The 17956-nt window shown below is 64.2% G+C and carries 16 protein-coding genes; all 16 read right to left on the bottom strand.

The genetic code is table 11. The annotated features are described in order from the left end of the window. Positions 1-119: 119 nt before the first annotated feature. The 16 genes from infB to tsaB all read right to left on the bottom strand — a co-directional run bounded on the left by infB (position 120) and on the right by tsaB (position 17834). A complete protein-coding gene (gene infB, locus ASC48_RS04245; protein WP_055454549.1) occupies positions 120-2861 on the bottom strand; it encodes a translation initiation factor IF-2 in 2742 nt (913 codons plus the stop codon). Positions 2862-2869: 8 nt separating this feature from the next. Further along, entirely contained in the window at positions 2870-3532 is a 663-nt protein-coding gene (locus ASC48_RS04240; RefSeq protein WP_082439974.1) for an RNA-binding protein, read from the bottom strand. Positions 3533-3674: 142 nt separating this feature from the next. After that, positions 3675-5300, bottom strand: coding sequence for a transcription termination factor NusA (gene nusA, locus ASC48_RS04235; protein WP_055454548.1), 1626 nt, complete (start codon positions 5298-5300; stop codon positions 3675-3677). A gap of 68 nt (positions 5301-5368) precedes the next feature. Then, positions 5369-6037, bottom strand: a complete 669-nt coding sequence (rimP, locus tag ASC48_RS04230; protein ID WP_072242518.1) for a ribosome maturation factor RimP — start codon at positions 6035-6037, stop codon at positions 5369-5371. Positions 6038-6267: 230 nt separating this feature from the next. After that, positions 6268-6954, bottom strand: coding sequence for a tRNA (guanosine(46)-N7)-methyltransferase TrmB (gene trmB, locus ASC48_RS04225; protein ID WP_055454546.1), 687 nt, complete (start codon positions 6952-6954; stop codon positions 6268-6270). A gap of 111 nt (positions 6955-7065) precedes the next feature. Next, on the bottom strand, positions 7066-8238 hold the full coding sequence (gene metK / locus ASC48_RS04220) for a methionine adenosyltransferase (RefSeq protein WP_055454545.1): 1173 nt from the start codon (positions 8236-8238) through the stop codon (positions 7066-7068). Between the two features lie 221 nt (positions 8239-8459). After that, the gene (locus ASC48_RS04215) at positions 8460-8867 is read right to left on the bottom strand and encodes a helix-turn-helix domain-containing protein (RefSeq protein ID WP_055454544.1); all 408 of its coding nucleotides are present in this window, start codon (positions 8865-8867) and stop codon (positions 8460-8462) included. Positions 8868-9072: 205 nt separating this feature from the next. Further along, entirely contained in the window at positions 9073-10689 is a 1617-nt protein-coding gene (gene lnt, locus ASC48_RS04210) for an apolipoprotein N-acyltransferase (protein ID WP_055454543.1), read from the bottom strand. A 151-nt stretch (positions 10690-10840) separates the two neighbouring features. Continuing rightward, positions 10841-11956, bottom strand: a complete 1116-nt coding sequence (locus tag ASC48_RS04205; protein ID WP_208975529.1) for a transporter associated domain-containing protein — start codon at positions 11954-11956, stop codon at positions 10841-10843. Positions 11957-11997: 41 nt separating this feature from the next. Then, positions 11998-12540 (bottom strand): rRNA maturation RNase YbeY, encoded by a 543-nt coding sequence (ybeY, locus tag ASC48_RS04200; RefSeq protein ID WP_082439973.1) that lies wholly within the window; start codon positions 12538-12540, stop codon positions 11998-12000. A 5-nt stretch (positions 12541-12545) separates the two neighbouring features. Beyond that, the gene (locus tag ASC48_RS04195; RefSeq protein WP_019963778.1) at positions 12546-13574 is read right to left on the bottom strand and encodes a PhoH family protein; all 1029 of its coding nucleotides are present in this window, start codon (positions 13572-13574) and stop codon (positions 12546-12548) included. Positions 13575-13629: 55 nt separating this feature from the next. After that, the gene (gene miaB, locus ASC48_RS04190) at positions 13630-15099 is read right to left on the bottom strand and encodes a tRNA (N6-isopentenyl adenosine(37)-C2)-methylthiotransferase MiaB (protein WP_208975558.1); all 1470 of its coding nucleotides are present in this window, start codon (positions 15097-15099) and stop codon (positions 13630-13632) included. 252 nt (positions 15100-15351) lie between these two features. Continuing rightward, on the bottom strand, positions 15352-16188 hold the full coding sequence (gene olsA, locus ASC48_RS04185; protein ID WP_055454542.1) for a lyso-ornithine lipid O-acyltransferase: 837 nt from the start codon (positions 16186-16188) through the stop codon (positions 15352-15354). Then, positions 16175-16627, bottom strand: coding sequence for a Fur family transcriptional regulator (locus tag ASC48_RS04180; RefSeq protein WP_055454541.1), 453 nt, complete (start codon positions 16625-16627; stop codon positions 16175-16177). The genes olsA and ASC48_RS04180 overlap by 14 nt, the downstream gene beginning before the upstream one ends. Positions 16628-16668: 41 nt before the next feature. Then, positions 16669-17157, bottom strand: a complete 489-nt coding sequence (gene rimI, locus ASC48_RS04175) for a ribosomal protein S18-alanine N-acetyltransferase (RefSeq protein WP_055454540.1) — start codon at positions 17155-17157, stop codon at positions 16669-16671. Beyond that, positions 17154-17834 (bottom strand): tRNA (adenosine(37)-N6)-threonylcarbamoyltransferase complex dimerization subunit type 1 TsaB, encoded by a 681-nt coding sequence (gene tsaB, locus ASC48_RS04170; protein ID WP_055454539.1) that lies wholly within the window; start codon positions 17832-17834, stop codon positions 17154-17156. Before tsaB ends, rimI begins: the two co-directional genes overlap by 4 nt. Positions 17835-17956: the final 122 nt, after the last annotated feature.

Here is a 17956-nt window from a genome sequence, read left to right as displayed (position 1 = left end):
CCGGTGCCCTGCGAAAACAAACCGCCGGCGCAAAGGAAGCTCCTCGCGCCGGCGTGCAATCCTGCCAGCATTTCATCTGGCTCGATACCCGGCGGATGCCGCCGGGCCTGGCGCTTGCCTTACAGCGTGCGGGCGATCTGCTCGACGCGGAAGCACTCGATGACATCGCCGACGCGCATGTCCTGGAAGTTGACGAAATTCATGCCGCATTCCTGACCGGATTCGACAGACTTGACGTCATCCTTGAAGCGCTTGAGCGTGCCCAGCTTGCCTTCGTGCACCACGACGTTGTCGCGGATGAGGCGGACTTCGGCGCCGCGCTCCACGATACCTTCCGTAACAAGGCAGCCTGCCACCTTGCCCACCTTGGTGATGTCGAAGATCTCGCGGATCTCGGCATAACCGATGAAAGTCTCGCGCCGCTCGGGAGCCAGCATGCCGGACATCGCCGCCTTCACGTCATCCACGAGGTCATAGATGATGTTGTAGTAGCGGATCTCGATGCCTTCACGCTCTGCCGCTTCACGGGCCTGCTTGTTGGCGCGCACGTTGAACGCGATGATCGAGGCATTCGAGGCGGTCGCCAGCGTGACGTCGCTCTCGGTGATGCCGCCAACGCCGGACAGGAGGATGCGGGCGCCGACTTCGTCGTTGCCGAGCTTCTCCAGCGCATGGGCGATGGCTTCCGCCGAGCCCTGCACGTCCGCCTTGACCACGAGCGGGAAGTCCTTGCGGCCGCCGCTCTGCAGACGGCTCATCATCTGCTCCAGCGAGCCGCGCGAACCGGCCTTCAGCACGGACAGCTTCTCGCGCTTCTGACGCTGACGGTAGTCCACGATCTCGCGGGCACGGGCCTCGTTCTCGACCACGGCGACCTGGTCACCGGCGTCCGGCGTGCCCTGGAAACCGAGGACTTCGACCGGCTTGGAGGGACCTGCCTCCTTCACCTGGTTGCCGTCCTCGTCCAGCATGGCGCGGACCTTGCCCCACTCGCCGCCGGCGACAAGAATGTCACCAACGCGCAAGGTGCCCTTCTGCACCAGAACGGTTGCCACCGGACCACGGCCCTTGTCGAGCTGGGCTTCGATGACGAGACCTTCGGCGGTGCGCTCCGGGTTGGCGCGCAGTTCCAGAACTTCCGACTGCAGCAGGATCATTTCCAGCAGGCGGTCGAGGTTCTGGCCGGTCTTGGCCGAAACTTCCACGTCGATGGTGTCACCGCCCATGGATTCCACGACGATCTCGTCATTGAGCAGTTCGGTGCGCACGCGGTTCGGGTCAGCGGCCGGCTTGTCGATCTTGTTGATGGCAACGATGATCGGCACACCGGCAGCCTTGGCATGCGAAATCGCTTCCTTGGTCTGCGGCATGACGCCGTCATCGGCGGCCACCACCAGCACGACGATATCGGTGGCCTTGGCGCCACGGGCACGCATCTGCGTGAAGGCGGCGTGGCCCGGCGTATCGATGAAGGTGATCTTCTGACCATTCTTCTCGACCTGATAGGCGCCGATGTGCTGGGTGATGCCACCGGCTTCACCCGTCACCACCTTGGAATTGCGGATCGCATCCAGCAGCGAGGTCTTGCCGTGGTCAACGTGACCCATGATCGTGACGACCGGCGGACGCGAGATCAGGGTGCCTTCGTCGTCGGCTGCGGAGAACAGGCCGTCCTCCACGTCCGCTTCGGAGACGCGCTTGACCGTGTGGCCCAGTTCGGAGGCGATCAGTTCGGCCGTGTCTGCGTCGATCACGTCGTTGATCTTCAGCATCTGGCCCTGCTTCATCAGCAGCTTGATCACGTCCACGGAACGCTCGGCCATACGGTTGGCGAGTTCCTGGATGGTGATGACTTCCGGCAGGATGACTTCACGCGAGATCTTCTCGCGCACAGCCTGCATGCCGCCACGCTTTTCCTTTTCACGGCGGCGGCGCAGGGAGGCAAGCGAGCGCGAACGCTGCTCGTCCGACCCGCCGGTCGCGGCAGAAATGGTCAGCTTGGAACGGCGGCGGTCATCACCGGCGCTGCGCTTGGCAACCGGAGCTGCCGGAGCCTTCGGGCGCTTGACGGTTCTGGGGCCGTTCTTGCGCTCTTCCTCGGCTTCTTCCTCGGAAGTGCGGCCGGCGGCCGGGCGCGGACGCTCGGGGGCAGCCGTTGCTTCGGGCTTGCGCGCGGCAGGGGCTTCAGCACGGGCAGGGGGAGCGGCGGGCGCTGCAGCCACCGGCTTCACCGGCTCAGGCTGAACTTCCGGCTCGGCAGCGCGGCGCTCGGCCTCTTCAGCCTCGCGGCGTGCGCGCTCTTCTTCCTCGGCCTTGCGGCGGGCTTCTTCCTCAACGCGGCGGAGCGCCTCTTCCTCGGCCCGGCGGATGGCTTCCTCTTCGGCGCGCTTGCGTTCCTCGATCTCGCGCTGCTGCGCAAGCTTGAGGGCGGCGGCACGGGCGGCTGCCTCTTCCTGGGTCAGGGAGCGGAGCACGGCACCGCCACCGGGGCGCTGCTGCTGGCCGCGGTTCTGCTGCTGCGGCCCACGGCGCTGCTGCTGATTGCGGTCGCCGCCCTGGTTCTGATTCTGGGGCTGCTGCTGGCGCTGGGGCGCCGGGGACTGGGCCTGTGCGGGGGCAGGAGCTGCCCCACGCGGACGCTCGGCCGGCGCAGATGCTGCTGCCGGGGCCTCGCCCTCGGGGCGCCCTTCCTGGCCGGGAACCACCACCCGGCGTTTCTTCTTTTCCACGACGACAGCCTTCGACCGGCCATGGGAGAAGCTCTGGCGAACAGTTCCCTGTTCGATGCCGCCCCGCTTGAGGCCGAGGGTCTTCCGCTCGACGTTGGTCGTCTTGTCGCCTGGATTCTTCGTATCGTTCATATTTGCCTTCAGTCCTGCGCTACCGCACTGTCCGCGCCACAGCGTTCATACGTGACGGAACCTGCCCGGAAAGCTTCCAGTTGACGCACACGTTCAAGGAAGCCTTCGCTCGCCCGGCCAGCGAGCAGTGCAGCATGTATCACATTAGTGCGACCCAATGCCAAATCCAATTGAGTCGAATCGAACAAACGGACGACCGGACGGCCGCTTGCCAGCTCTGTCTGGCTCGCAGCGGCTGCCGCGAGCTTTCGAATCCCGTCCCCGGATGCATCCGAGGCATGAATGAGGGCGATCACCGGATCGCGCCGCAACGCGGCCTCGACCTTGGAAAACCCGGTCACCAGTTCCCCGGCCTTGCGGCACAGGGACAGTGCGGACAGCGCGCCCTTGACGAGCAGCGTATCGATAAGATCCGCCAGTCCGGGCTCCACCTTCACCTCTGCCTTGAAGGCCTTGGCAAAGACACGCTTTTTCACGGCCGTCTCGACGGCCTCACGCCTTGCCGTGATCCAGACCCCGCGCCCTGGCAACTGGCGCTTGAGGTCCGGCACGACCTGACCTTCCGGGTCCAGAACGAAGCGCATCAGCTCCGAAACCGGCAAGACCGCCCGCGAGAGCGCACATTGCCGTTCCAGCGGCTCGTTCTTCCTCGGCACCCGGTAGGCCTCCATTCCTTCCGCCCGCCTGCGCCACAGACAAGGCCGCAGACAGGTTCTGGTTCCCGTTCATCCCGCCAGGCGGGCGCCGGCGCTGTGCCCCTGCCCGCCCTGCGGATGCGCTTCCCGGCGAAACCGCCCCGGAAGCCTTTTTTCGTCAGGCGGTCCCGCCGGCGTGTTCTTCTTCGCCGTCTTCCGCCTCTTCCTCAAGGCCGCCCATATGGGCTGCAAGCTCTTCCTCGGTGATCCAGCCTGCCGCAAGGCGTGCAGCCATGACCATGCCCTCGGCATCCGTGCGCGACACCGCGAAGGACGACAGGGCGCCGTCGAAACGCTTGGTCTCGCCGTCCTTGCGCTCGGTCCAGCCGACCAGATCATCGGCGGCGCAACCCGCCAGATCCTCGATCGTCTTGATGCCTTCCTTGCCCAGGGCAACCAGCATCGCGGTGGTCAGGCCATCGATCTGGCGCAGCTCGTCGGCGACACCCAGAGCGCGGCGCTCCTCGTCCAGCTTGGCTTCCAGCTCGGCGAGGTAATCACGGGCACGGGCCTGGATTTCCTCGGCGGTATCATCGTCGAAGCCTTCGATCATCGAGATTTCCTCGAGATCGACATAGGCCACTTCCTCAACCGACGTGAAGCCTTCGGTCGCCAGCAGCTGGCCAACCATCTCGTCCACGTTGAGGCATTCCATGAACAGGGTGGAGCGCTCCTGGAATTCCTTCTGGCGCCGCTCGCTTTCTTCCTGCTCGGTCATGATGTCGATGGCCCAGCCGGTCAGCTGCGAAGCCAGGCGCACGTTCTGGCCGCGGCGGCCAATGGCCAGCGACAGCTGCTCGTCCGGCACCACGACCTCGATGCGCTCGGCATCCTCGTCCACCACGACCTTGGCGACTTCCGCCGGCTGCAGGGCGTTGACGATGAAGGTCGCCTCATCCGGGCTCCACGGAATGATGTCGATCTTCTCGCCCTGAAGCTCGCCCACAACGGCCTGTACACGCGAACCGCGCATGCCGACGCAGGCGCCGACCGGGTCGATGGAGCTGTCCTTGGAAATGACGGCGATCTTGGCGCGCGAACCCGGGTCACGGGCCACAGCCTTGATCTCAATGATGCCATCATAGATCTCCGGGACCTCCTGCGCAAAGAGTTTCGCCATGAATTGCGGATGGGTGCGCGACAGGAAGATCTGCGGGCCGCGCTGTTCGCGGCGCACGTCGTAGATATAGGCACGGATGCGGTCACCGGTGCGGAACAGCTCGCGCGGGATCAGCTCGTCACGGCGGACGATGCCTTCACCGCGGCCAAGGTCGACGATGACGTTGCCATATTCGGCGCGCTTGACCGTGCCGTTGACCACTTCGCCGATACGGTCCTTGAACTCGTCGAACTGACGGTCACGCTCGGCCTCGCGCACTTTCTGCACGATCACCTGCTTGGCGGACTGGGCGGCAATGCGGCCGAAGTCGAGCGGCGGCAGCGGCTCGGCAATATAGTCGCCGATCGTGGCTTCCGGGTTGCGCTGCTTGGCATCCTCGAGCGCAATCTCGGTGGAGAAATTCTCCACGGTCTCGACCACCTGGAGCAGGCGCTGCAGACGGATCTCACCGGTCTTCGGATTGATCTCTGCGCGCACTTCCGTCTCGGTGCCGTAACGGGAACGGGCCGCCTTCTGGATGGCGTCCTCCATGGCAGCGATCACGATGCCCCGGTCGATCGTCTTTTCCCGGGCAACCGCATCGGCGATCTGGAGCAGTTCCAGCCGGTTCGCGCTGATAGCCATTCTCGTTCACTCCTCTTGCGCGCCTGTTCTCCGCGCGCTTGTCTCAAAGCGTTGAAAAGGGGCAGGCCTCAGTTGGCCCGGTCTCCGGAGGAGCCGGAGCCATCCCCGTCATCATCTTCGTCGTCGTTATCGTGCTCGTATTCGAATTCCGTGTCCTCGTCATCAAGGTCATCGGCATCGATGCCGCGGGCGGCAAGGGCAGCCTTCTCGGCCCGGAGTGCGGCACGGATCAGATCGTCGGTCAGCACCAGCCGGGCTTCGCCGATTTCACCAAGCGGCAGCAGAACCGGGTTCGGCGTGCCTTCCGGCGCGTCGGAAAGACGCAGTACGGCAGCCCCGCCTTCAACGCCGGTGATGACGCCGCGGAAACGCTTGCGGCCATCCTGCGGCACCGACATTTCGACCTTGGCCTCGTGGCCGGACCAGCGGACGAAATCGCTCTCGCGCACCAGCGGGCGGTCGATGCCCGGCGAGGAGACTTCCAGATGATAGGCGCGGTTGATCGGATCTTCCACGTCGAGGGCGGGCGAAACGGCGCGGCTGATCTCTTCGCAGTCATCCACGGTCATCGTGCCGTCAGGCCGCTCGGCCATGATCTGCAGGGTACAGCCGTTTGCGGCGCTGATCTTCACGCGCACCAGCCGGTAGCCAAGGTCGGCGATCACCGGTTCCACGATGGCGGCAACGCGGGCATCAAGGCCGTCTTCGATGACGATACGGGGCTCTTGCAAACTCAATGCGTGTCTCCTGTCCGGGGGCGGTCCGGCGCCGGGATCTCCCGGCCGTCCATTCCGCCAGCATCACGACCGGCCTAAACAAAAAAGAGCGGGTCCTTCGCGGGGCCCACTCTCATACTGCTCCGATCGAGCCGCTAGAGAAGATGAATGACGCCTTTATACGCGAGTCTGCCGGAAAAGCAAGGGCAAAGCCCGGATGCCGCCTTCCGGCAGATGCTCCTTCTGCGGGTTCAGCGCCGCAGGAAGGTGAGATAGCGCGGCACGCGGCCTTCCCTGAGAGCCTTGGCCTCATAGCGGGTGCCTGGCCAGCCGGCCCAGGGCTGGCGCCAGTCATCGGCCGTTTCGGCCGTCCATTCAAAGGCTTCGTGGTCACGGATGTGGCGCAGGGTCCAGTCCACATAGGTGTCGATGTCGCTGGCAAAGCGGAACTGCGATCCCGGACGCAATACGCGGGCATAGCGGTCGAGGTTCTTCGGGCTGATAAACCGGCGTTTCCAGTGGCGCTTCTTGTGCCAGGGATCCGGATAGAGCTGGTAGGCAAGAGACAGGCTTGCCTCCGGCAGCCAGTCAAGGATCTGCACTGCATCGTCGTCATAAAGGCGGACATTCTTCAGCCCGCCATCCACCACCTCGACCAGCGCCTTGCCCATTGAGGTGCTGAAAGGCTCGATACCAATGATGCCGACATCCGGATTCTCGCGGGCCCGGTGCAGCAGGTGCTCGCCGCCGCCGAAGCCCACTTCCAGCCAGACTTCGCGCACGGGCGCTTCAAACAGGCTGGCAAGGTCCGCAGGCGCAGGAACGGACGGATCCAGCCGCAGGCGCGGCATGTCCGTTTCCATCAGCTTGCTCTGGCGCGGCGTCAGCGGCTTACCCTTGCGCCGTCCATAGAAGGAACCGTCGTAGAAATCAGTCATGGGTCCATGCGGTCAAACGAATGGCCGGGCGCTTCAGGAAACGCGCTGCCGGATAGGAAACGCCGGCCGCCATCGGGCAGCCGGCGCTCCGGTTCATGAAGACGGGTTGCCTCAGCCGGCAAAGCCCCTGAGCGCGCCCACCAGATCGGTGGCTTCCCAGGAGAAGCCGCCATCGGCTTCCGGCGCGCGGCCGAAGTGGCCGTAAGCGGCGGTGCGTTCATAGATCGGGGCATTGAGCTTCAGGTGCTGGCGGATGCCGCGCGGGGTGAGGCTCATGATGTCGCGCAGGCTCTTTTCGAGCCTGGCTTCATCGCAGCGGCCGGTACCATGCAGGTCGACATAGACCGACAGCGGCTCGGACACGCCGATGGCGTAGGACAGCTGGATCGTGCAGCGGTCGGCAAGGTCGGCGGCCACGACGTTCTTGGCAAGGTAGCGCGCGGCATAGGCGGCCGAACGGTCCACCTTGGTCGGGTCTTTGCCGGAGAAGGCGCCGCCGCCGTGCGGGGCTGCACCGCCATAGGTGTCCACGATGATCTTGCGGCCCGTCAGGCCGCAGTCGCCGTCCGGACCGCCGATGACGAAGGCGCCGGTCGGGTTCACGTGCCATGCGGTCTGCCCGTCGATCCAGCCATCCGGCAGGGCGCTGCGGATGTAGGGCTCGACGATGGTGCGCACATCCTGCGAGGTGAGCGTGGCATCGAGATGCTGGGTCGACAGCACGATGGAGCTGACGCCAACCGGAACGCCGCCCTTGTAGCGGACGGTGACCTGGCTCTTGGCATCGGGCCCCAGCACCGGCTCACGGCCCGACTTGCGGGCTTCGGCGAGCAGGCGGAGAATCTTGTGGGAGTAGTAGATCGGCGCGGGCATCAGCTCCGGCGTCTCGCGGCAGGCATAACCGAACATGATGCCCTGGTCGCCTGCGCCTTCGTCCTTGTTGTCGCCGGCGTCAACGCCCTGGGCGATATGGGCGGACTGGGCGTGCAGGTGCACGGAGATGTCGCAATTTTCCCAGTGGAAGCCTTCCTGGGCGTAGCCGATATCCTTGACGGCCAGGCGCGCCAGATGGGCCACGTAATCCTTGGTGATGGTCGCAGGGCCACGGGTTTCACCGGCAATCACGATGCGGTTCGTGGTTGCAAGGGTCTCGCAGGCAACGCGTGCCTCGGGCATTTCACGCAGGTAAGCGTCAACGACGGCATCGGAAATGCGGTCGCACACCTTGTCGGGATGACCTTCCGAGACGGACTCGGAGGTGAAGAGATAGTCCTGACGGGCCATAGCCGAACGTCCTTCTGGGAAAATATGAACATGGCGGCGGAATTTCTCCGCCGCCAAGTCAAGTGATGAAGCAGATTGGCCTGCGAGCGTCAAGTTCCCTCGCTGTTGAAGATCATCTGACGCTGCATCCCGGTGAGCCTGTATCACCGGAGCGTAATCAAACCCTTATGCTGTCTCAGCATTTTCGAGGTAAGATGTGGCAGCATCTTCAAAGCTTAGTGTCAGGCCTCGTCGCCGGCAAGCGCGCGGACCAGATCGACGATCCTGCGGCGCACCTTGGGGTCCTCGATCCGCACAAAGGCCTTGTTCAGGGACAGGCCTTCGGAGGAGGAGAGGAAGTCCACCACATAGGAGGTCGGCTGCGACTCGCCAAAGCCTTCGAAGTCGTCCGGCGAACCGGGAGCGTCTTCGAAGAAGAAGGCAACCGGCACCTTGAGCACGGTCGAGATGTGCTGCAGGCGCGAGGCACCGATGCGGTTGGTGCCTTTTTCGTATTTCTGGATCTGCTGGAACGTGATGCCGAGGCTCTCACCGAGCTTCTCCTGGCTCATGCCAAGCATCATGCGGCGCAGACGGACGCGGCTGCCGACATGCACGTCGATCGGGTTAGGTGCTTTCTTGCTGGGCATTGCCCTCATCTTTCGGTTCAGCGTGTCCTCCGGCCAGAAGGTGCACGCGGGTTTTCAAGAACACGAAACACACGTTGAGCTGCCATCCTGGCGCTTCGGGTGCGGACCGGACCACCCACTGCCGGTCCTCTGTTTCGCGGTTTCCACTGCTCCTCCGGAAGCTGCGGTTGTACTACACTATGCTGACGGACTCTCTCATTCAATATCAATTATGACGCGAAGGCAGGTTGAGGCTCGCTAAAGTAAAAAATATAGTAAAAATGATCAGGAGTCCGGCCAGTCCCGCATCGCCATACCGGGCATAAAGCGTTGCCGGCAGCGGTGCAGTGAGGTTTGCGTCAATCACGCCGGACCGGTTGAGGGGGAGGGATCCTGTTACCCGGCCATATGGATCGACAAAGGCTGATATACCTGTATTGGCAGATCTGACAAGGGGTAGTCCCTGCTCAATGGCCCGGAACCGGGCCTGCGCCAGATGCTGATAGGGCCCTGCCGTGTCGCCGAACCAGGCATCATTGGTGACATTGAGCAGCCACTCCGGCCGGTTTCCGGCCTCTGACGCCATTTGCGGAAAGATCGCCTCGTAGCAGATCAGGGGCAGAAAGGGGGGCAGTCCGCCCGTCGCCATGATGCGGGGTGCGTAGCCGGCGGTGAAGGCGCCGGGGGCATTGACCAGCTTGCGGATACCCAGCCGTTCGAGCAGGTCCGACAGGGGGAGATACTCTCCGAAGGGCACGAGCCTCACTTTGTCATAGGCGTCGAGTATCTCGCTGCCATCGCCAATGACGTAAATGCTGTTGTAATATTTTGTTTCGTCAGGACCTCTTTCTGCGCGGATTGCACCTGTGACAAGTGTCTGATGCGGCTCCAGAAGATAATCTATTTCGGATAAAGCTTCAGGAGAACTTGTCAGAAGAAAAGGAAATGCAGATTCGGGCCAGACAAAGACCGTGCGTGTGGTGCTGGCCATTTCATCGTTTCTGGCAGATCGGCTCAACCCAAGATAGCTTCTGAAAATCGAAACTTTATTCTCAGGAAGCCATTTCTCTTTTTGCGCGATATTAGGTTGTATTATGCGGATGACGGCCGGAGGCTGCGCCAGCACGGCTGGTTCTGCAAGCCTTGCCGTGCCCCAGCCCCACAGCCCGGCGAGCAGTGCCAGGCTCAGGCCCAGCGGCAGCCAGTTGCGGCGCCCGGTATCGGCAAGGGCTGCCGGTGAGGCTGCACAGGCGATGACAAGGGCGCTCAGCCCGTAGATGCCGATGACGCTGGCGCTCTGTGACAGGGCAAGGCTGCCGGATACACTGTAGCCAAAGCTGTTCCAGGGAAATCCGGTCAGAATATGGCCGCGCAGCCAGTCCGAAATGGCCAGAAGCCCCGCAAGCAGCAGCATGCGGCCCGCATGTTCGGGCCAGAAACGTGTGGCCAGTGCAGTGGCCGCTGCATGAAACAGCGCCAGCCCGGCCGGAAGACCCGCAATGGCAAAGGGCAGCATCCAGGCATATTGCTCGGCTTCCACCAGAAAGGCGCTGCCGATCCACCACAGGCCGGCGAGGAAATAGCCAAAGCCGAAGCACCAGCCAATGGCAAAGCCGGCACGCATCCGCCGTCCGGGGGGAACGCTGTCCTTTGCGCCCGCCGCGCCGTCGATCAGCCACACGAGAGCCGGCAGGGTGACAAAGAGCACGGGGAGAATGTTGAACGGCGGCAGGGCCAGAACCGAAGCTGCGCCTGCGGCAAAGGCCAGGAGCCACCGTCTCTTGCCGTGCGCCAGAAGGAAGGGGCTGGCGGCGCGCCGTATCAGGTCTGGCAGGAAGGGCATTGTCATATTTCTCCGCCGCTCACGGCCTGCAGCATGTGGGAGGCGTCAGAGCGCAGGTCAAGCCTCCGGAAGCAGCCTTTGAGCTGACAAGCCCGCGCGGCGCCCGGGCAACCTGAAGGTATCATGAGCCGGCGGTTCAAAGCCTTGGCATTTACGTGGCCGCAGGCTCCGTGCCTGCTGTCTTTTCGTCGCGCTTGGGCCGCCGCCGCTGGTCGCCCGTGCGGACTTCCACCCGGCGCTTGCGCACTCTGAGGCGCTTGATCCGGCGCGGGTCCGCATCCAGCACCTCGAATTCGTAGCCAGTGACCTCCTTGGGCGCGATCAGCTCGCCGCGCACCGGCACCCGGCCAAGCAGGGTGAACAGCAGGCCGCCCAGCGTGTCCACTTCCTCGGCCATTTCCCCGGCGTTGAAGTCGGTGCCCAGCTGTTCGGACAGTTCTTCCAGCGGAATGCGGGGATCGGCAATCCAGACGCCGTCCCCGGCCGGCTGAAGCATTGCCTCTTCGTCCTCGTCGTGCTCGTCCTCGATATCGCCGACGACTGTTTCGACGATATCCTCCAGCGAGACGAGGCCATCCGTGCCGCCGTATTCATCGATGACCAGCGCCATCTGCACGCGGCTCGCCTGCATCTTGGCCATCAGGTCGGTTGCCGGCATGGAGGGAGGCACAAACAGAAGCGGACGCAGCAGGCCGGTTTCGGCGAGCGGCAGCGTCAGATCGACCGAGGTCAGATCGAGGGCGGAATTCTTCGCTGGCAGATCCGTGTCTTTTGCGGCCCCGGCCTCGGATGGCGTGGCAAGACGGGCGATGAAGGCCATCAGGTCCTTGATGTGAACCATGCCGCGCGGGTCATCAAGGCTCTCGTGATAGACCGGCATGCGGGAGTGGCCATTCTCGCGGAACACTTCCATGAGGCGGCCCAGCGTCACGCTGTCATCCACCGCCTCGATATCCGCGCGGGGGACCATGACGTCATCGACGCGCAGCTCGCGCAGGCGAAGGATGTTGCCGAGCAGCAGCCGCTCCTCCGGCGAAAACACCGTATCCCCGCCTTCAACCAGTTCGCGGGCCAGTTCATCCTGGAGATTTTCCCGCAGGCTTGACGCGCTGCTGCGCCGCAGCCGTGCCAGGCGCCCGGCAATCCGGGCCAGAGGCCCCGGTTTTCGGGGCCCGGATAGTCGTGGGTCGGCGCCATCTTCCTGAACCGGCACAGAAGCCGGACTGGCCGCAGGCGTTGCGATACTGCCACTGTCAGAAACTGTCATCTGTCCATTCGTTCGTTGTCCCTGCTGTCACCCTTGCGGGGTCAGGGCTCCTGCGGGTCGTCCGCCACAAGCGGCGCATCCGCATAAGGGTCGGCAATGCCCATGCTGGCAAGGATCCGCCGCTCCAGATCTTCCATCTCTTCGGCTTCGGCCTCCATCTGGTGATCATACCCGAAAAGGTGAAGGAGTCCGTGCACTACAAGATGCAAAAAATGATCCTGAAACGAAATAGCCTGCTCTTCAGCCTCCTTCGAGACTGTTTCCAGCGCAAATACGATATCACCAAGCAAAGGGCCGTAAAGCCCGTTCATCTCTTCCCCGCCCGGGAAGGAGAGAACATTCGTCGCCTTGTCCTTGTTGCGCCACTCGGCATTGAGCTCGCGGATGCGCGCATCATCGACGAAAAGGAGCGACAGTTCGGAGCCGGGCATGGCCTTGAGCCCGCCAATGCGGAAGGCGGCTTCCGCAGCGCGCAGGCTCAGGGCCTCCAGTTCGTCTTCTTCCGGCCAGCCATCACATTCGATGCTGAGGTCCAGCAGGAAATCTTCCGGCAGGGCGCTGGCGGCCGTAGAGGCAGGGGGCACAGGGCTTACTCCTGCTGCTGCGCGGCGGCAGCGCGCAGGGCATGCCGGCGCTCCCGTTCCTGCAGCTCTTCGCGGCTGGCGTCGTCATAGGCACGCACAATGCGGGCCACCAGCTCGTGGCGAACCACGTCCACATCGGTGAACTGCACGTGGGCGACGCCCTCGATGTCCGGCAGCAGTTCCAGCGCCTCGCGCAGGCCCGACTTCTGGCCCATGGGCAAGTCGATCTGGCTGGGGTCGCCGGTGACGATCATCTTGGAGTTCTCGCCCAGACGGGTGAGGAACATCTTCATCTGCATCGTCGTGGTGTTCTGCGCCTCATCCAGCAGCACGACGGCATTGGAGAGCGTGCGCCCGCGCATGAAGGCGAGCGGCGCAACTTCGATCATGCCGGACTGCAGGCCGCGATCGACCTTTTCCGGCGGCATCATCTCGTAGAGCGCGTCATAGAGCGGGCGCAGATAGGGATCGACCTTCTCCTTCATGTCACCCGGCAGGAAGCCGAGGCGCTCGCCCGCTTCCACGGCCGGGCGGGAGAGGATCAGCCGCGAGGCATCGCCGCGCTCGATCAGGGCGGCGGCATAGGCCACCGCGAGGAAGGTCTTGCCCGTACCGGCGGGGCCGGTGCCGAAAATCAGATCGGCCCGGTCCATGGAGCGGATATAGGCATCCTGTGCCGCCGTGCGGGCGACAACGGTCTTCTTGCGGGTCGAGATCTGCGCGAAGGAGAGGCGCGAGCGCGGCTCCAGCGTCGGCAGTGGCAGCTGGGCATCGGCGGCTACCGCCATGCGCAGAGCGCCTTCCACGTCGGCCGGGTGGATTTCGTGGCCCTGCTGCAGGCGCTGATAAAGTGATTCGAGGGCGTGGCGCGCCTGCACGCACTGGCGGTGCTTGCCCTTCAGCGTCACCTGATTGCCGCGGGCGATGGCGTCAACGCCAAGGCGCTGCTCGATCAGGGCCAGGTTCTGGTCAAACTGGCCGAAAAGGTCACCAATCAGCCTGTTGTCATCGAACGCAAGGACAATGTGGGTCATGTCAGAGGCGGGGACTGCTCCCCGGTCAGAGGGCTTGCGAAGCGTTGTCTGGCTGTCACGCGTCAATGGCCGCCTCCTTGGCAGGGCTCGTGGAACTGAGCTGAACATCAGTTTGCCCTGCAATCAGCCGTCCGAACAGCGAATTGGAGCCTATGTCGTAAATTTCCACGGTTTGGATTGTACCGATCAGATCCAGCGGCCCGTCCACCTGCACCGGCTGCAGCCAGGGGGACTTGCCGGTGACCTGGCCGGGCATGCGCCCAACCTTCTCGAACAGCACGTCCATCCGCATGCCGACGCGGGAGCGGTTAAAGGCGCGCTGCTGATCAGCCAGCAAGGCCTGCAGCTCGAGCAGCCGGGCGGACTTCACGTCTTCCGGCACCTGATCTGCCATGGCCGCCCCCGGCGTGCCGGGGCGCTGGCTGTATTTGAAGGAGAAGCACGCGGCATATTCCACGCGCCGCACCAGATCCAGCGTGTCCGCAAAGTCCTGATCCGTCTCGCCGGGGAAGCCGACGATGAAATCACCCGAAAGCGCCAGATCCGGCGCCGCCTCGCGGATGCGGCCGATCAGGCGGAAATAGTCGTCGCGCGTGTGCCTGCGGTTCATCGCCGCCAGAATCCGGTCGGAGCCCGACTGCACCGGCAGATGCAGATAGGGCATCAGTTCCTTGAGGTCACGGTGCGCGGCGATCAGCTCGTCATCCATGTCACGCGGATGGCTGGTGGTGTAGCGCAGCCGGTCGAGCCCCGGAACTTCCGCAAGGCGCCGCAGCAGATAGCCAAGGCCGAGGGGCTTTCCGTCCGGGCCATCGCCATGCCAGGCGTTGACATTCTGGCCCAGCAGCGTCACCTCGCGCACGCCCTGTGCGGCCATCTGTTCCGCTTCGCGCAGGATCTGGGCCAGCGGGCGCGACACTTCCGAGCCGCGCGTATAGGGCACGACGCAGAAGGTGCAGAACTTGTCGCAGCCTTCCTGCACGGTCAGGAAGGCAGAGGGCGCCCGCTTCAGGCCCGGCTTTGCCGCTTCCTTCGACAGGTGCTCGAACTTGTCCTCGATCTCGAATTCGGTCTCGACCACGCTTTCACCGCGTGAGGCGCGGGCGATCAGGTCCGGCAGGCGGTGATAGCTCTGCGGGCCGAAGACCATGTCCACCACCGGCGCACGGCGGGCGATTTCCTGCCCCTCCGCCTGCGCCACGCAGCCGGCAACGCCCACCATCAGCGGCTTGCCGCCAGGGCCGCGCTCGTCCTTCAGCTTGCGGATGCGGCCAAGCTCGGAATAGACCTTCTCGGCAGCCTTTTCGCGGATGTGGCAGGTGTTGAGGATCACCAGATCCGCGTCGTCCATGCTGTCCGTGGTGCGGTAGCCCTGCGGGCCCAGCACATCGGCCATGCGGTCGCTGTCATAGACATTCATCTGGCAGCCATAGGTGCGCACGAAGACCTTCTTCATGCCGTCCTGATCACTGCCTTCCGCCCGGCGGCTGACCACAGCCTCGTCAGAGCCTTCGCCGCCCGCCATCTGGCTGCCATTGGTGTGGGCCTGGGGCCTGGAAGGGGCAGTGGAAGGGGATTGGGGCGGACTGGCCGGATGCAGTTCACTGGAACGCTGGGTCATGAGCTCCTCACGGCGCCCGGACGGTCTATACCATCACGCGGGCTCGCGCAGATCAGATATACAGGGGCCATGTGACGGTTTGCCGTCACAGGAGAGGCCACCCTCGATTTCCGCCAGCTTTAGCCGCTTTTGCCGCCGATGAGAATAGGCGAGGCGTCATTGTGTTGCGTCGTCAGCCGGAACGCCAGTCTCACCGGCCCCCGGATCCAGCGGCTCGCGGCCCGTCAGCCCGGCAATGGTCATGCGCTCCACATCGGCGTGAAGGCGTGCGGTCAGGGTCTTGCGGTCGGTTCCGGGGCCCACTTGAACCGGCTCGCCCCAGGTCAGCTCCACATCTATGGCACCATTGCAGAACACGCCCCACAGGTGGCCGCCCAGCTCCATGTCGCCGTACCAGGCAATGCGCGCACGGGTGCGCCGGTCCAGCGGAATGCCGTGCTGGCGGGCATAGACGATGGATAGCGGCTGCACCTCAACCGGCGTGCCATTTTCCAGCGCCTTGGTGGCCGCGCCCAGCAGGGCCGAGCGGAAAGGCAGAACCCGGTTGCCGTCGTTGGACGTGCCTTCGGCAAACAGCACCATGGCATCGCCGCTGGCCATGCGCCCGGCAATCTGGCTGGCGACAGCCCCCGTCTCGGTCCGGCGGGTGCGGTTGACGAAAACCGTGCGCTGAAGCTTGGCGAAAAGCCCGAAGATGGGCCAGCCCTCGACCTCCGACTTGGCGATGAAGGACAAGGGCATCACGGCGCCCAGAACGGTGATGTCCACCCAGGACGCATGATTGGCGACGATCAGCAGCGGCCGGTGGGTGGCGGGCTTGCCCTTCTGCGTGATGCGGATGCCGACAAGCCTTGTGGCAATGCGGTGCCACAGATAAGGCAGCTGCCGCTGAACCGGATGGCCGGCTTTTATCGCCAGCCACTGCAGCGGAATGAGGATCAGGGAGACGATTGTGAGCAGAAAGATGACGCAGACCGCCTTACTCTGCTGCATCGCCGTCCTCCGGGGCCTTGGGCGCCAGCGGCACGCAGTACAGCTCCAGCCGGTGGTCCACTAGCCGGTAGCCGAGCCGCTTGGCGATCAGCTCCTGCAGCGCCTCGATTTCCTCGCTGCGGAATTCGATCACCGTGCCGTTGCGCAGGTCGATCAGATGATCGTGATGCTCGTCCGGCACGGTCTCGTAGCGCGAGCGCCCGTCGCGGAAATCGTGCCGTTCAATGATGCCGGCATCCTCGAACAGCTTCACGGTGCGGTAGACGGTGGAGATGGAAATGCGGGCATCGAGCGCGGAAGCACGGCGGTAGAGTTCCTCCACATCCGGATGGTCCGTCGCCTCCTCGATGACGGAGGCGATGATGCGGCGCTGCTCCGTCATGCGCATGCCTTTGGCAATGCACTGATCGGCAAGCGGGTTTTGCCGGTCACCGGACATGCCTGACCCCTTCCTTCCGCGTTGAACCCTGTCTTGAGCGATTAGCCAAGATCGGCGCGCATGACAAGCGCAGTCCCGTCTTTATCGCTCTGCCGGTAATAGCCCTTGCGCTCGCCCACCTGCTGGAACCGGAGGCTCCGGTAAAGATGCAGCGCAGCTTCATTGGCGGCGTCCACTTCCAGAAAGACACTGGCGCAGCGCTCGCTGTAAAGGCGGAACATCGCTTCCTGCATCAGCCTGCGGGCAACGCCGCGCCCGCGCTGGCGCGGGTCAACAGCCAGCGTCAGCACTTCCGCTTCATCGGCCACCTGCCGCATGATGACGAAGCCGACGGGCGCACGCGTGCCATAAGGGCTGGCGCGGCGGGCAAGCAGCATCAGAACACCGTCCTGAGAACGCAGGCGCGCCAGTTCATCCGCATCCCAGCCATGGGCAAAGGATCTGGCATGAATATCCGCAAGACGCGGCAGATCCTCGTCTTCGACAGGCTCAATCACAGGTGGGGCAGACCAGAACCACCAGAAACTCATATCCGCTCGATCCTCCCTTTGAGCTGCGGCTTGGCATCGGGCGGGCGCAGGTAAAGCGGCACTGGCGGCAGGCCTGTTGCCTGCGCCGCCGCCCCCAGCCGTGCTACAGTGCCAATGTCCGGGACCGTAGCCGTGCCATGCACCGTTATTCCGGCAAGACCGCTCGCCGCTGCCAGAGCAGGTGCTGCGGAACCGGTCAGCACCATGCCGGGCGTGACGCGTGCCGCCAGATCCTGCCGCAAGGCCACCTCCGGCTCTCCGGTCAGCGTGCCTGCTTCGTCGTAAAAGGCTGCGTAGATTTCGTCTTCGCGGGCTTCCAGCACGGCCAGAACGGGCCGGCCTTCCGCCTCTGCCCGGGCCTCGGTGGCAAGGCCGTCGAGGACGGAAATGCCGATGGCCGGGATCTGCCGCACCAGCGCAAAGCCGCGGGCAACGGACAGGCCGACCCGCAGCCCGGTAAAGCTGCCGGGGCCGCAGGTGACGGCAATCCGGTCAAGATCCGCAAAGGTGACGGCCGCTTCGCCCATCACCGCCTCGATCATCGGGATCAAGGCTTCCGCATGGCCCCGGCCGATGGCCTCGCTGCGGGACACCAGCATTTCGCCGCCGTCTGTCAGCGTCAGCACGGCAACCGCGCAATTGGCCTGGGCCGTATCGATGGCAAGCAGTCGGGTCATCGCCTGTCCCGGCCTCCGCAAAGCTTTACTGGAGCGGCACCGGACTGGGTGCGGCTTAAAGAAAATCCGGATGCAGCGGCTGCTGCATCCGGATTGCTGTAGTGGCCCGAACCCCGCTTGTC

The organism is Pannonibacter indicus, from assembly GCF_001418225.1.
GTDB classification, from domain to species: domain Bacteria; phylum Pseudomonadota; class Alphaproteobacteria; order Rhizobiales; family Stappiaceae; genus Pannonibacter; species Pannonibacter indicus.
Note: the sequence above shows the minus strand (reverse complement) of the source record. Positions and strands in the feature narration are given on the sequence as shown.

Coding starts and splice junctions, on each gene's coding strand:
- infB (WP_055454549.1), bottom strand. CDS start 2,861: ATGAACGATACGAAGAATCCAGGCGACAAGACGACCAACGTCGAGCGG.
- metK (WP_055454545.1), bottom strand. CDS start 8,238: ATGGCCCGTCAGGACTATCTCTTCACCTCCGAGTCCGTCTCGGAAGGT.
- miaB (WP_208975558.1), bottom strand. CDS start 15,099: ATGGCGGGCGGCGAAGGCTCTGACGAGGCTGTGGTCAGCCGCCGGGCG.
- tsaB (WP_055454539.1), bottom strand. CDS start 17,834: ATGACCCGACTGCTTGCCATCGATACGGCCCAGGCCAATTGCGCGGTT.
- trmB (WP_055454546.1), bottom strand. CDS start 6,954: ATGACTGATTTCTACGACGGTTCCTTCTATGGACGGCGCAAGGGTAAG.
- olsA (WP_055454542.1), bottom strand. CDS start 16,188: ATGCAGCAGAGTAAGGCGGTCTGCGTCATCTTTCTGCTCACAATCGTC.
- ASC48_RS04205 (WP_208975529.1), bottom strand. CDS start 11,956: ATGACAGTTTCTGACAGTGGCAGTATCGCAACGCCTGCGGCCAGTCCG.
- lnt (WP_055454543.1), bottom strand. CDS start 10,689: ATGCCCTTCCTGCCAGACCTGATACGGCGCGCCGCCAGCCCCTTCCTT.
- ASC48_RS04180 (WP_055454541.1), bottom strand. CDS start 16,627: ATGTCCGGTGACCGGCAAAACCCGCTTGCCGATCAGTGCATTGCCAAA.
- ASC48_RS04240 (WP_082439974.1), bottom strand. CDS start 3,532: ATGGAGGCCTACCGGGTGCCGAGGAAGAACGAGCCGCTGGAACGGCAA.
- rimI (WP_055454540.1), bottom strand. CDS start 17,157: ATGAGTTTCTGGTGGTTCTGGTCTGCCCCACCTGTGATTGAGCCTGTC.
- ASC48_RS04195 (WP_019963778.1), bottom strand. CDS start 13,574: ATGACCCACATTGTCCTTGCGTTCGATGACAACAGGCTGATTGGTGAC.
- nusA (WP_055454548.1), bottom strand. CDS start 5,300: ATGGCTATCAGCGCGAACCGGCTGGAACTGCTCCAGATCGCCGATGCG.
- ASC48_RS04215 (WP_055454544.1), bottom strand. CDS start 8,867: ATGCCCAGCAAGAAAGCACCTAACCCGATCGACGTGCATGTCGGCAGC.